Source organism: Amycolatopsis echigonensis, assembly GCF_014174495.1.
Lineage (GTDB): Bacteria > Actinomycetota > Actinomycetes > Mycobacteriales > Pseudonocardiaceae > Amycolatopsis > Amycolatopsis echigonensis.
The window spans coordinates 12458-25968 of sequence record NZ_JACJHR010000070.1 but is presented as its reverse complement, the minus strand read 5'-3'; the positions used below and the strand labels follow the sequence as shown (position 1 = coordinate 25968).

General features: G+C 68.4%; 18 protein-coding genes. All 18 read right to left on the bottom strand.

Going from position 1 to position 13511, the window contains the following annotated elements; genetic code table 11:
- Positions 1-18: 18 nt before the first annotated feature.
- Positions 19-282, bottom strand: a complete 264-nt coding sequence (locus tag H5411_RS34960) for a hypothetical protein (RefSeq protein WP_183126287.1) — start codon at positions 280-282, stop codon at positions 19-21.
- A complete protein-coding gene (locus tag H5411_RS34955; protein WP_183126286.1) occupies positions 279-1328 on the bottom strand; it encodes a glycoside hydrolase domain-containing protein in 1050 nt (349 codons plus the stop codon). Before H5411_RS34955 ends, H5411_RS34960 begins: the two co-directional genes overlap by 4 nt.
- 16 nt (positions 1329-1344) lie before the next feature.
- Entirely contained in the window at positions 1345-1632 is a 288-nt protein-coding gene (locus tag H5411_RS34950) for a hypothetical protein (protein ID WP_183126285.1), read from the bottom strand.
- A gap of 48 nt (positions 1633-1680) precedes the next feature.
- Positions 1681-2439: a hypothetical protein gene (locus H5411_RS34945; protein WP_183126284.1), complete on the bottom strand. Its 759-nt coding sequence runs from the start codon at positions 2437-2439 to the stop codon at positions 1681-1683.
- Positions 2440-2449: 10 nt separating this feature from the next.
- A complete protein-coding gene (locus H5411_RS34940; RefSeq protein WP_183126283.1) occupies positions 2450-3604 on the bottom strand; it encodes a hypothetical protein in 1155 nt (384 codons plus the stop codon).
- Positions 3601-4770 carry a hypothetical protein gene (locus tag H5411_RS34935; protein ID WP_183126282.1) on the bottom strand — a complete coding sequence of 390 codons (1170 nt, stop codon included), beginning with the start codon at positions 4768-4770 and terminating at the stop codon, positions 3601-3603. The genes H5411_RS34940 and H5411_RS34935 overlap by 4 nt, the downstream gene beginning before the upstream one ends.
- A 15-nt stretch (positions 4771-4785) precedes the next feature.
- On the bottom strand, positions 4786-5679 hold the full coding sequence (locus tag H5411_RS34930; RefSeq protein WP_183126281.1) for a phage distal tail protein: 894 nt from the start codon (positions 5677-5679) through the stop codon (positions 4786-4788).
- Between the two features lie 10 nt (positions 5680-5689).
- Complete coding sequence (locus tag H5411_RS34925; RefSeq protein ID WP_183126280.1) at positions 5690-9283, bottom strand: hypothetical protein; 3594 nt, start codon at positions 9281-9283, stop codon at positions 5690-5692.
- Positions 9276-9500, bottom strand: a complete 225-nt coding sequence (locus H5411_RS34920) for a hypothetical protein (RefSeq protein ID WP_183126279.1) — start codon at positions 9498-9500, stop codon at positions 9276-9278. The genes H5411_RS34925 and H5411_RS34920 overlap by 8 nt, the downstream gene beginning before the upstream one ends.
- A gap of 83 nt (positions 9501-9583) precedes the next feature.
- Positions 9584-10171: a hypothetical protein gene (locus tag H5411_RS34915; protein WP_183126278.1), complete on the bottom strand. Its 588-nt coding sequence runs from the start codon at positions 10169-10171 to the stop codon at positions 9584-9586.
- Positions 10172-10260: 89 nt separating this feature from the next.
- Complete coding sequence (locus H5411_RS34910; RefSeq protein WP_183126277.1) at positions 10261-10740, bottom strand: phage tail tube protein; 480 nt, start codon at positions 10738-10740, stop codon at positions 10261-10263.
- A gap of 6 nt (positions 10741-10746) precedes the next feature.
- Complete coding sequence (locus tag H5411_RS34905; RefSeq protein ID WP_183126276.1) at positions 10747-11016, bottom strand: hypothetical protein; 270 nt, start codon at positions 11014-11016, stop codon at positions 10747-10749.
- Between the two features lie 5 nt (positions 11017-11021).
- Entirely contained in the window at positions 11022-11351 is a 330-nt protein-coding gene (locus tag H5411_RS34900) for a hypothetical protein (RefSeq protein ID WP_183126275.1), read from the bottom strand.
- Between the two features lie 2 nt (positions 11352-11353).
- Complete coding sequence (locus H5411_RS34895; protein WP_183126274.1) at positions 11354-11773, bottom strand: hypothetical protein; 420 nt, start codon at positions 11771-11773, stop codon at positions 11354-11356.
- The gene (locus tag H5411_RS34890) at positions 11770-12141 is read right to left on the bottom strand and encodes a hypothetical protein (RefSeq protein ID WP_183126273.1); all 372 of its coding nucleotides are present in this window, start codon (positions 12139-12141) and stop codon (positions 11770-11772) included. Before H5411_RS34890 ends, H5411_RS34895 begins: the two co-directional genes overlap by 4 nt.
- Positions 12142-12158: 17 nt before the next feature.
- Positions 12159-12560, bottom strand: a complete 402-nt coding sequence (locus H5411_RS34885; protein WP_183126272.1) for a DUF6093 family protein — start codon at positions 12558-12560, stop codon at positions 12159-12161.
- Positions 12560-13132 (bottom strand): hypothetical protein, encoded by a 573-nt coding sequence (locus H5411_RS34880; RefSeq protein ID WP_183126271.1) that lies wholly within the window; start codon positions 13130-13132, stop codon positions 12560-12562. Before H5411_RS34880 ends, H5411_RS34885 begins: the two co-directional genes overlap by 1 nt.
- 18 nt (positions 13133-13150) lie before the next feature.
- Positions 13151-13507 carry a hypothetical protein gene (locus H5411_RS34875; RefSeq protein ID WP_183126270.1) on the bottom strand — a complete coding sequence of 119 codons (357 nt, stop codon included), beginning with the start codon at positions 13505-13507 and terminating at the stop codon, positions 13151-13153.
- Between the last annotated feature and the right edge of the window lie 4 nt (positions 13508-13511).

Sequence of the window (13511 nt, the reverse complement as noted above, 5' to 3'; positions counted from 1 at the left end):
TTCGCCTGCAGCCAGCGGCTATTCGGTTGCTGGCGGAGGGGGGTCGTTCGGTTTGGTCTTGACGACCGCGCCGGTGCCGAGCACCGCGGACCCGACCGCGATGATCCAGGCCGCGGTCTCCCCGTCGATCTGGACGCCGGCCAGCGCGACGATCCCGACGACGGCCGGGACCGTGAGGTAACCCCACGCCGCAGCAAGCCCCTTGCGGTAGCGCCCCGCTAACGCGGCGAGCCGTTGCCAGAAGGAGGGTGCGCCGATCGGTTCGGCGTGCTGGCCGCTCACTGGGCGGCTCCGCTGACCTGGACGGTGCTGGACGCGGGATTTTGGGCGGGCGGGGCCGTGGCTTGTGCGACGTCGATCGTGATCTTGATCTTGGACGCCGCTTCGTCCAGCATCTGCTGCATCCGCTCCGGCGTGATCTCCGAGTTGGCAGCCATCGCGGCGATCGCAGTGTTCATCAGGTCGAGCTGGGCCTTCTGCTGCTGCACCAGGGGCAGCAGCGTGAAGTGCAGCGTCTCCCACGTGCTGTGGTCAGCATTGACCAGGTCGCCCGCCGAGTGGCCGCCCCGAGCGAGGATGGCCTTGGTGTCGACCGGGTAGGGAAGCAGCTTCAGGATCATGATCAGGGCCTCGACCCAGTCACGGCCCGTCTCGGCGTAGACCCGGGAAACGCTCCGGTAGATCTCGCCGATCTGCCGTTCGGCTTCAGCGCTCATGTCGTCTTCCTCCGTGGAAGTGTTGGGGATGCGGTAGACCTCGTTGATGTCGCACGGGACGCCGGCGACGGTGATCCGCTGGGGATCGCGGTTGCGCTGCCAGAAGTTCACCCACTGCTTCTCGGCCTGGGTCGGCTCGGACCCGCAGCGCCAGTACCAGGAACCGATCCCGGCCCGGCGCACCGCGGCAAGGGTTTCGGAGAAGCCGTAGAACCCGCACCGGGATTGCCCGACCACGTCGCGGAAACCGCTGGCGTAGCGGACCACGTCGTCGAGCTGGAACGCTTGCGCGTGCGCGTCGGCCGCGCACGCCAGCCCGACCCAATCCGGCACGCCCTGCGCCCGTGCGTCGGCGAGCGCGATCCGGCCGTAGGCCACGCCGCGGGCGTAGTCGTCGTCGGTCTCGGTCCCCCATGCGTCGCCGGTGCCGGCCTCGGCGACGAGCAGCACGTTGGCCGCGCCGAACGTGGCGACCAGGTCCCGGTACTCGGACGCGACGAGCTGTTTGCCCTCGCTGCCGAGCCCGATGTAGCGGATCACACCGGAGAACCCGGCCCGGCGCAGTGCGTCCCCAGCCGGTCGTCCGGCGGAATAGTCGGCCCATCGAGCCATCGGTCGTGCCTTCCGATCAGTTGGCGTGGGTGAGGATCTGGATCAGCAGGAACAGCCCGCCGAACCCGGCTGCGATCAGCGCCGACACGACGGCGATCCTCATGCCGCTCACGCCGTTGGTGGTCTGCTGCTGGTCCGCGGTGCGCGCTACCTTCAGGTCGCGCACGTCGCGCTCGACGGCGAGGATGCGTTCCTCGTGGCGGCCTAGCTTCTCGGCCGTGTGGTCGAGCTTCTCGTCCATGGCGTCGATCTTCGTTTCGAGTCGCCCGAACAGATAGCGGAAGTCGTCATCGGCGGTTGTCAAGGCCCGCCCCCTTTCGTACACAGTGGACGGACATGTTTCGTTGCGGCATCAGTGATAGGCCGGGTTGACGTCGTAAAAGGCCTTGGAGATCCCCTGGCACTGCCGGGGGAAGGCTTGCGAGAAGGCGTTGCCGCCAGTGGAGTTCCACATCCGGATGCGGACTTCGATGGTTTTCTGCATCGCTGACTGCGGGAGCAGCAGCATCTTGCTGATGCTCCTGATGCTGGTCGTGTTCGCTGCCACGGACTGCACGTCCGTCGAGGACGAGGCGATGACGGACCCCGCCAGCAGAACCTCGACCCAGAGGTTGAAGGTGCTCGCCAGGGTGCTGTTTTCGAGGTTGAGTTCGGCGCCGACCCACAACGCTGGGTTGAAAGCGCCGCCGTATCCGTCAGCCACCACCTGCGCGGTGTCGACCGTGGTCGAGCCGGCGAAGCTCCACCGGGCTTGCCCGCCCATGACGATCGACATGCCGGGATTGGACAGCCCGTATCCGGCGCTCTCGTCCAGTGACCACATGGTGGTGCCGGCCAGGTCGAGCATCCGCGCGGCTTTTCCGTTGTAGATCGTCGAGTAGTACGTCTCGAATATCGGCTGCCCCGCGCCGTTCAGGATGCGGACCTTGGCACCGCCGCCCGGGTCGTCCGGATCGGGCAGGATCTCGAAGTCCGCCACTCCGCTGTGGCCGATGGAGAACGGGAACTTGGTCTGCCGCGTCAACGCGTCGATCTGTTGCTGCAGGTCGCGCAGTTTGTTCGCGATGAAGTCGGCGCTGCCCGGGCGTTCGGTCGGGTCGTTCGCGACCACGGCGCACCTCCTAATCGGCTCGGACGGCCTGCAGCTGGTGGTCGACTCGGTCGCGCGGGGTACTGGGGCCGCGCGACGTCCCGATCAGCCGCCACCGGTACTCGCCGTCCGGAAGCCAGATGTGATCGGTCACCGAGTAGGTGACGAAGTGACCCGGGAGGTAGGAACTGAGGACCGGGTCCGAGTCGGCCAGGACTGTGGCCTGCCACTGCTGGGCCTGCCCGGACGCGAGGGAAAGGTTCGCGACCGCCCAAGCGTCCAGAGTGGACTGAACGCTCGCGTCGGTGTGGCTGGTGTTGATGTCATCGGTCAGCGGCCATCCGGCCGAGATCAGCTCCGTCGCGCTTGCCATCCCGTAGAGCTGGCCCGCTTCGTTCCCGCTGCCCTTGACGATCGCTCGGGTCGCGGTCGACCGGACACCGCCCGGCGTCGCCAAGTTCGGCAGCGTGCGCCGGTAGAAGAACCGCAGATCCACGCCCGGCTGCACCAGGTACGGGCTGCCGATGAGCATCCGGTGCCGGATGTAACGGACCCCATTCACGGTCGTGAGGTAGGGCTGGAAAAGCACGTCCGGCCCGCCGTCGACCTGGGTCAGCTCGCGCAGCCGTTGCCCGCCTGGGGCGATGTCATAGCCGTGGTAGGTGCGGGTGTTCGTCCCGGCCGGGTCGATGTCCGGCAGGTCGATCGGCAGATTCGAGCCCGCGATATAGGACATGTTGATCTGGTGGTTCACGATCTCCCGGGCGATGCGCCAGAGCGTTCCCGTCAGGTTCACGTCCGCGGCCGGATCGGTCAGCTTCTGCCCGGCCGCCGGGTTCCACGCCGCATTGTGCAGCACCCTCCGGTCGAGAATGTCCCAGATTCCCTTGCCGGACACCGTGAACAGGGCCTCGTCCGACGACGGCTCGTAGGGCGTGATCGGCCCCGCCTGACACACCTGGTCGCCGCGCAGGATCGCCACCGACGTCTTGTCCGGGACGCACCACTCGCGCACCTGCCGGGTGCGCTCGCCACCGTCGATCGGCACCGTGATCTTCCACGAGCCGGCGTCGTTGATCTGCGCCGCCCATTCCGGCTCGGCGGCGAGGTCGAGATCGCTTGCGACCTTGCCGGTGACGGTGTCGTAGGCGACCGCGGCGTATTCGCGTTCGGCGGGCGCGGTCACGCCGGCACCGCTTCCACCGAGAACTCGTAGTCGGACCGCGCGTTGAGCGGCCCCCAGGTCGCCGGGCCTTGGGATCCGAGCAGGAGGATCAGGTACACGGTGTGCGCTCCCGTGTAGACGGTCGGGTTCGTGCGCTCGAAATTGGGGTTCGCGAAGGTGCCGTTGGTCTGGCCCACGAACATCGATCCGACGGTGGCCGCGGACGGCGCGCCAGACGGCCCGATCAGTGTCTGGCTGTCGACCATCGCCCCGAACTGGTGCGAGACGCCGCCGCTGCTGTTGCTCATCCCGGACAGGAAAATCGAGCCGGACACCTTGATCCGGTACGAATAGCCGGGGTCGGGGATCGCCACGGACGCCAGGGGGTAGCTCGTGTTCATCGCCCCGGTGAACGACGCGTTGGCACCCGACCCGGTCGCCGCGATACGCGGAAACCGCATGTTCTGTAAGCCGCGCCAGGCGGTGCCGTCCCACACCCGCAGCCGGTTGTACCAGGACAGGTCGCCGGGCATGATGCCCGGATCGGTAAGGCTGTCGCCGGGCAGCAAGACCCGCACCGCGCCTATCGGGGCGGTGCTGCGGCGCCGGTCGGTCAGCGTGATCACGCCGCCGGTCGAGACCTGCGCCCGCGCCAGCACGATCCCGACACCGCCGCCCGCGCGCTGCGACGCCACCGGCGCGGTAGACCAGTCGGTGACCGCGCCGGTCGCGTCCCACGACAGCGGATCCACCGGGGTCGCGCCCGGCGTCCCAGTGATGACCTGGATCGCGACCGGGCCCTCCGGCGGCACGGTGTCGCCGAGCGTCGAGTCGTAGATCCGCAGCACCACCAAGTCGTTGCGCGGGTTGGTCGCCGGTGCCGGGTCGCACGTGACATTCACTGCGGGCGGCAGCAGCCACCCCAGGTACGGACCCTGCCCCGGGCGGGACAGGATCGCAGTCCCGGGCTGCACCGACATCGTCAGCCCCGACACAACCTTCACCTGCAGGTCGAACGCCTGCGTGCCGTCCGACGCGGTGCTGAGCACCCCGGACCGGTTGGCCGACATCGCCGAGGTCGTCGACCCTCCCAGGAACAAGCTCTGCAGCAGTGCGCGACCCCAGCGGGCGACGTTGCTGCGCGGCATTTGGGTCCAGAACCCGGTACCGGACGCGTTCGTGGTCATCCTGGGCCCCCTTTCTTATTCGTCGGCGTCGCGCCAGGTGGCCACGACCGTGCCCGCGCCGACGCCGGTGAACTGGACCGCCCGCGTCGAGCCGGGCGGAATGCTGATGAAGCGCGAGGAGCCGAGCGCGCCCGTGCGGTCGATACCGTCGAGCGTCACCGGCGTCGCGGAGAACGGGCTGCAGTCGATCCGCAGCGTCTGGCCGGCCGCGATCGTCCCGGTGTAGGCGAGCAACCCGCCGGTGATCGGGTCGGTGATCGTCGGGTTCTGCAAGGTCGACGGCGTCGTGATCGTCAGCAGCGGCCAAGCTGTGGCGCTGCCGTCGTTGACCATGGTGAGGATGTTGTTGCCGGAGCTCGATCCCCAGTCGAGCCCCCCGTTGCCCCAGTCGAGACCGCCGTTTTCCCAATCGAGACCGTCAGCGGCAACCGTGGCCAGCGTCGCCGACGCCGACCGTTCCACCGTCGACAGCCACCGCGGGTCCGCGGCGTACAGGTCGAGCTGCCAATCCGCGCCGCCGTTGGCAGGCCACCAATCCCACTTCCGGCCGGCCTCGGCCAGCTCGACCGTGATCTGCCGCGGCAGCACCCCGTCGTCGACCACGAGCAGCTGCTGCGAACCCTCGGGGAACAGGCCCATGAACCGCCTGCGCGCCGCGACGAGCAGCGGCCACGACGGCTCAACGGTCGGCATGCACCAGCCCTGCAGCGACATCGACCGACCGGCCAGATAGGACCGGGACCGGTAGGCCCCGGTGCCAAAGGGTCGTTCGGTGATGTGGGTTTTGCGACCGGTGCCGTTGCGCAGATCCGTGGTCGGGACCGACCAGCGGCACCCGGCATCGTCGGTGCCGCCGGCCGCCCACGTCCCGATCGTGTAGGTCTCCTGCATCGTGTCGGTCAGCACCACGAAAGCCCCCTCACCGCAGAATCCACGCGAGCTGGCTCGACACCATCGCCGCGATCCGGTGCGGGTCCGCCTCGGCCGTGTGGATCGTCACCGGCGGAACATCCCCGCCGCGCCGCGCGGGCGCGGCCGGTTGCTGGATCACGATCCGCGGCGCGAACCGCTGTACCGACGCCGACCCCGCAAGGATCTGCTGTTGCACCGTGTTTCCCATGCGACGGTTCGCCTCGGCCAAGATCGCGCGTGATCTCGCAGAGGAAGGGTCGAGCGGAATGAACGCCTCCGCGACCCGCTTGTTGTCGCCGATGAGGCGTTCCATGCCCGGCGGCACCACAGTGGCGATGTTCGGGATGTGCGGGATCACGCCACCCGCGGCCATCGGCACAACGCCGCGCGGGACGTCGATGCCGCCCTCGGCGCGCGGACCGTACGCCCGGCTCGTCGAAGCACCGACGCCGTCCACGGTATAGGTGGTGACACCGATCCGGATCACCCGACGGCTCTGGTCAGCGACGAACGCGTCGATCTGGCTGTTCGCGGCTCCGGTCAGCGCGCCGAGGTTCACCCAGCCCCACTTGCCGTTGGCGAACTGCACCCACGCGGAAACCTGACCGTTGGCCGGATTGCGGTTGGAGTCCAGCGTGGTCCAACCCCACGTGCCGTTGGCCTGCCGCATCCACGCCTGCACCTTGCCGGTGGCTGGGTCGATACGGCTGTCGGTCGAGGTCATTCCCCACGTGCCGTTCGTGCGCTCCATCCACTGAACGACCTTGCTCGTGGCCTGGTTCGTGTTGGAATTGACGTTCACGACCGGGTGGGAGTCATTGATTTCCTGCCGCAGCTTGTCGGCCGCGGCCTTGCCTTCCTTGGTGTCCGCGAACACCTTGAAGCTGCCGTCAGGAAGCTGCACAACCTGCTTTCCGAGGTCGCGTAACGCCTGCGCGGCGACCTTGTCATCGGCAGTGATCGAGATCGACTTGCCCTCGCCGACCTTGTTCAGATCAGCGATGAGACCAACCAACCGCGCCTGCAGCTGCGTGTCGCCCTTCGCGGCGAATTGCACCTCCACCTGTTCGGGCACGAGGCCGAGCTTGTTCGCGAGATCGCCGGCCTGTTCCTTGGTGAGACCCGCGGCGCGGGCGGCTTCGATGAACTTGTCCCGGGTCCGCCCCACCACGCCGCCGACCTTGCCGAACGAGACATTCAGAGCGTCACCAGCCGCTTGCGACTGCGCGAACGCCGCCGCGGTCTCGGTGCCCATCGCCTGCGACAACGTCCCGAAGATGCCTTGCAGGTTCGCACCCGCGGCGGTGAGCCCGTTGATCCCGCCGTCGCCGGAGACCAAGTCCTGGAAGGACCCCTTTAGCTTCTTGCCGGAGTCCTTGATGTTCTTGATCGCTTTGTCGGCGTCGTCGAACGCTTTTGTCGACTGCGCCTGGGCAGCCGACAACGTGTTCGTCTTGCCCGACAGTTGGTCCAGCACAGTGAGCAGCGCGCTGCCCTGATCCCCGACACCCTTGGTCGCGTCGCCGACCGCGGAGAGCGCGCCGGACATCACGGCGGCATCCGCGGCAGAGAGCCGGAGGGTTCCGCCGGTGAACGTGGTCGCGTTGCCGAGCTGCCGCATCTGCCGTTGCGCCTCGGCCGTCGCCGCGGCCTGGTCGCGGATCGCAGTGGCCAGATCCCGCTGTCCCTGCGTCGCGGTGTTCACCTTGCCCAGCACGGAGAGGACCTCCAGCGTCCCTTGGACGCCAGCGGCCCCCTTGTCCTGGTATTGGGCGATCGCGTCGCCGAGGTCCTTGAACCCGTGCGCCTGCTTGCCGAGCGCCAGGGTCGTGAGGTCGGACGCTGTGAGTCCGACCTTCTGCGCGGTAGCGAAATCCTCCTGCGACAGCTTCCCCGCCAGTACCGAGCTGACGTTCCGCTCGAGCGACCCGGTGACGCTGTCCAGCGCGGACTTGTTGCCGGTCATCGCGTCGGTGGCGAGCTGGGCGTTGATGCCGTACTCCGACATCAGGTCGGAACCGGTTTTCTGCGATACGCCAAGCTGTTTGGTCGCGATGGTGTTCGCTGCCATCACGCGGGTGTTCTGGGTGATCGCGCCGGTGGCGGACAGGGTGCCTTTGATATCGCCGACGGTCGCCGCGAATTCGGCGGCTTTCTTCGCCGCATCCTGCGACTTCTGGCCCCAAGCGTCGAGCAGCAGACCGCCGGCGACCATGGCGACGCCGAGAGGGTTGAACCCGCCGGAGACGATCGACTTCAGCCCGGCCTTGAACTTGCTGTTGCCCTCCTTGTCCGCTCGGTCGAGGGCTTCCCGGAACGGGCTCGTCTTGTTCCCAGCATCGTCGATCTTCGTCGAGAACGCGGCCAGCCCGAACCCGGTTTCCCCCAGCGAGGTCCCGAACAATTTCGCTATCGAATTCGTCGCCAACAGAGAGCCGCCCGCAGACCCGAGCGGTGCCGACCAGGCCCCGAGCCCGGATGCGAAGGCGTCGACCAGGTTCAGGCCGCCGCCGACGGTGCCGAGGAACGCGCTGGTCGTCGACACCAGGGTCGGCATGCCGTGCGAGGTGATGTCGTTCGCGACGCCGAGCACCTGGTGCAGGGCTCCACCGAACTGCGGCAGCGTCTGATGCGCACCGGCTGCCAGGTTCGCGAACAGCGTCCCGGACTGGCCGAGCAGGTCGCGTGTGATGCCGCCGAGGTCCCGCATCGCGAGCCCGGCGTCCTCGCTGCCTTTCGCGGCGTTGTGGAAGAAATCGCCCAGCCCCTGCCCGGTCTGGCCCGCGAGGTCGCGGAACCCCTCGATCGCGGGTTCGGCCGCGTAGACCGCGTCGACGATGCCGGGCATCGCGTTCTCGGCGAAGTCGACCGCGGCCCCGGTCAGCTCGCGCACGGCCGGCGCCGAGCCGCGAACAGCAGCCTGGACCGCGGGCTTCACGGCGTCCCAGCCCTGCGCCATGTCGTCGATAGCGCCGGTCAGCTCACCAGTGATCGGTTTCGCCATCTCCTGCACGTCGGCCTGGACATGCCGGGTCAGGTCGCTGAACTGGTCCTGGACTTGCTGGTTGCTCGACGCAGCCCAGATGCCGATCGCCGCGAAACCGCCGGCGGCCACCAGCAGCGCCGCGGTCGCCCCGGCCGCGCCGATCGCGGCAGCCGCGGGCAGCCCGACCGACAACCCGAGGAACATCTTCGCGTCGAACATCGCGTTGGCCCGGTTCGCGACACGGGACAGGGACTGCTCGACCCGCTTCCCCGAGTTGTCTACCTCGTCGGCGGATTCCTTCTGCGCCTTGATGTAGCGTTCGGTCGCTTCCCGCGTGCGGATCGTCGCGGCCTCGGCCTTGCGCAGGTTGGAGGTGTGTTCTTCCTCGGCTGCCGCCAGCTGCGCGACGCTGGCTTTGCCGCTCTTCCTGATTTCCTCGAGCTTCGCCTCGGACACGCGAACGCGGCCGAGGGCGTCGTCCTCCTCGTCGAGGGCTTTCCGGAGGTCCCGGCCGGCGGCTTCAAGGTCTCGCGTCGACTTGCCCGCGAGACGCGCGTTCGCGACGTAGTCGGCGATCTGCAGTCGCAAAGCGACCGAGACGGTCCGGTCAGCCATTCCGCCTCCTCAGCTCTGCGGGCCACACCACCAATGCGGATCGGTGCGGCGCGTCCTCGTAGTCCTCGCGTTGTTTCTCGATCGCGGTGCAGCGATGACAGCGATGCGGGGCCCCGGCGACATAGCCGCCCTCGTGGTCCGCATGCGTCGTTTCCGGGAGATAGCCGCCGCATCCGGCGCAGACGAGCGCCTCGTATTCCAGGTAGGCCAGGACCATCGACCGGTCCGTGTCTGTCCACTCCGGAGTGCGGGTGGTGACCGACCGGACCAGACGCCCCGCGTCGTCGTAGTGGTGCTCGGTCAGCTCTTGGGTTTCTTCGCCCGCGAACCGGCTGGGCGAGATCCCGAGTCGGACGGCTGCCGCGATGTTTCGCCGGAGTCGGGAATCACCAGCGACGCGGCCCGGCTGAAAACCGGGGCGTCCCGGTATTCGCGACCGAGCATCCACGCCGCGTTCGCCAGCTCGTTGTACTGGCGGTCGGTGATGACGTCGAGCAGCTTCTCGAACTGCGCGTCGCTCATCTCCGGCTCGACCATCTCGGCGCGGATCAGCGCGGGCACGAACGATTCCACGTTCACGCCCATGTTCGCGTCGGCCGCGTTGTCCGCGCGCGGCGGGTGCGCGGCCATGAGTTCCACCCACGGCCCGTGCTTGAGCCCACGCATCCGCACCTGCAGGCTGTGCTCCGCGATCTCGGCCTCGAGTTCCTTGATCTCGGCCGCCAACTGGTGCTCGCGGTCGGTCGGCGCCATCGTGGTCCGCTCGGTCTTCGCCAGCAGCAGTTCGCCGTCGAGTTCCTCGAACCGCCGCCGCAGATCCGGCCGCAGGCACAACGGCACGGTTTCCTCGGGCAGTTTCGCGGCAGCGAGCAAGGCATCGATGTCCACAGTGGTCTCCTCGACTCAAAAGGGCTTTCTCGACTCGGGAAGGAATAGGCCGGGCCGCCCGGGAGTCGAGGACCGGGCGGCCCGGGGTCTCAGGCGACGGCTGCGTCGAGGTTCGACGCAGCCGTGTTGTACAGCTGGCTCTCGAACTTCTCGACGCCGTTCGCTTCCGGCTTCACCGGCCGCCGCACGCCGGCCTTCACCGGGTACACCTCGACCTTCTGCCCGGTGGCGTAGCCGGTCGCGACCGGGATTCCGCGGCGCACCGCGAGGTAGCCGGTGAGCCCGCGCTGAAGCAGCGTCCAGGCGATGTCCTCGGCCGGGACGTCCTTGCGGACGCACGTCAGCTTGATCGTGGTTTTCGCGCGGCCCGGCTGCTCGGCGTCGATGGTGTCGCACAGCTTCGACGCGGTGATCGCCGCCTCGTCGGTGCTGATGTCGAGGCCATCGGCCATGATCAAGCATTCCAGCGACGTGCCGCCGGTCAGCTCGGCCACGGTCGGCGCGGCGATGTTCGCGAGCACGGGAACGAAGGTGACTTTGTTGTTGCCGTCGCTCAGCATGTCGGCCATGACGGGTTACTCCTTCTTCTCGGCCGACTTGGTGTCGGCGGACTTGCTGCTGCCCGGCGGTGTTTCACCGTCGGCGTTCACGGCGGCCAGCTCGGCGGCCCGCTGCTCCACCGCTGCCCTGATCGCCGGGTCGAGGTCGAGCGCGACCTTCGGGCCGGACGGCACCGGGCCGTCGACCTGGACCCAGCCGGGGCACATGCCGAGTTCGAGCGCGCCGGCGGGCAGCGCGGCGACGTGGCCGGTGGTTTCGTGCTTGGCGCGGACGAGTTCGCTCATGTCGATCAGCCCCGGAATGCGTAGAAGGACACCGACGTCGTCGCGGACGCGGTGAGGTTGACGAACCCGTCGCTCTGCTTGAGGTCGGGCTCGATCGGGCCGAGCACCGCGGCCGGGACCGACACGGACGGGACAGCCGGGTTCTGCTGCTGGTACTTGGTTTTGCCCGGGTCCGCGACGGACACGGTGATCGCGGACGCGCCGCCGTTCTGCACGAGCACGTAGACCTTGCCGCCGCCGTCGCCGGGCTGGACCTTGTCCGGGCCCGCGGTCGCAGCCGTCGAGGTGAGCACGGCCCCGGCGAGCTTCGCCTGTACCTGCACGATGGTTGCCATGATCAGTCCTTCCAGGACTCGAATACGTAGGTGTCGACCGCGAACATCGGGTGGCGTTTGGTCGCGGTGTCGGTGACGTCCCGGTCTTCGCGCACCGGGAGGCTGGTTTCTTTCCGGATCGGGTTGAGCGCGCGCTGCGCCACGGCCGCGCGGACGCCGAGCACGCGGGCCCGGGTTTGGTCGACGACGACGAGCGCGGACGCCGCAGTGAGCCCCACGGAGGTGACCTGGAACCGGAACACCGCCTTGTCCGGGATCCGGCTCAGTTTGGTTTCGTCGTCGATCCCGGTGTCCATGTACAGCACCGCGTACGGGAACGCGGGCTGGTCGGGGACTTGGCCGTCGTAGACGGTGAACGACGGCGAACCGCCCTGCAGGAGGCCAAGGATCGCGGCGTGGTGCGCCGCGACCGGGCCGGTCACAGGATGTCCTCGGCGACGTCGCCAATCGCGCCCTCGAACCGCGGGGTTTCCTTGTGCAGCGGCCCGTTGATGTCGAGCACAGGCGCGGTTTTCGACCGGCCAAAGTAGAGCAGGTTCCCCAGGTCGCCCTGGATCATGTCCTTGTCCGGCCCGATCTCCGCGCCGAGACCCTGATCTTTGATGTCGTAGTTGATCGACCGGAAGAAGTACGGGTAGGTCCGGTGCCCGGTCGCGTCAGCGCGCATCCCTTGCTTGATATTCACCGCGCCTTTTTCGACGACCTTCTTGAACTTCGGCAGCGTCTCGGCGGGCACCGCCTCGAGGTCCCGCGCCAGCCGGTCGACCTGACTCATGTCCACGTCCGCCACGAGGCACCTCCTGAGGGTCAGCCGGTGATTTCCTCCACCTGGCACCGCAGCGCGGTCTGCAGTGTTTTCCGGTCGCCGGAACGGATCCGGAAGAGCCTGCCGACGTTCGCGGGATCGACGGACGCAGTGATCTCCGCGACCAGCCCCGACCCGACCGCAGCGGTGCCGGCGACGGGCAGGTGCAGTTCCATCGGGACGACGGTCCACTGGTGCTCGCCCGCGTCCGGAGTGGACGGAAACACCGCTTTCTGGTTCTGGATCTTGCATTTCCCGGTGTAGACCGGTTCCCCGTATGCGGGGGTGACGACGCCGGTCTCCGGGTCGGTGGCGTCGCCGATGACGGCCCGGATGCGGCAGGTGTCGAGCATCAGCGCCTCGGCCTGGCGGCGGCCGGCGTTGACGAGCCGTTGCACTCGCATCAGAGCTTCACGTACCCGGCCCGGGCGCCGTAGGCGCGGCGCAGCGACTTCGCCAGGTTCTCCGGCACGAGCCCGGACAGGTCCGAGTTCGTGGACTGGCTGAACTGCTGGGAGAAGTCGTCGATGGACATGCCGGTCGCGCCGACCGGGTTCGCGAACATCCGGGCCGCGACCGCGAGCACCGCCGACCGGGCGAGGCCGAGTTTCGGGTCGGTGTCCTGGTATCCGTGCGAGTAGGTCACCTCGACGGTCGACGGTTCGCCGGGGCAAATCGCCCATCCGCAGCGGCGCCACAGCCGCGCCCCGAACGGTTTCCAGTCGGTGACCGGGTTGCCGTCGAGTTTCACGGTGCCGACCGCGGTGACCGGCCGTTGCGGCAGCGTGAACCAGCAGTCGGTGTCGCCGAGCAGCTGCACGGTGTCGTCGGCGACGAAGACCAAGTCTTGCCGGGCTGCGGCCTGCACGGCACCGGTCGCGAGCGACAGCAGCAGCGTGGCTTTGTCGTCGGGCAGCGAGGTCGCGTCTTCGTCGAGGAGAGCGCGGAGGTCCGCGGCCGTTGCGAGCGTGGTCATGGACCTCCGCGCCTCCTTCTATTCCTGGGCGACGGTGATCGCGCCGCGGAGGTTGTCGACCCCGAGGCGCTTGTCGACGGCGATGCCGTGTTCCTCGGCGTAGGCGAGCAGTTGGTCCTTGTCCATCGCGGACAGGTCCACCTCGTCGCCGTCGACGTCGCGGTCCGCCTCGGCGGCCGGCTCGTGCTCCTCGATGTCGGGTTCCTCGCCGGGGCCGCCGTCGTCGCTGTCGTCGTTGTCGACGGGTTCGATGTGGCCGAGCCGGAGCAGCCACTGCAGCTGCTCGTCGGGCACGTCGCCGGGGAGGGTCGCGCCGCGGTGGAAGTCCACCGTGGCGCGACCGCCGCCTTCGGTCACCTGGGTTTCCACGGACACGCGG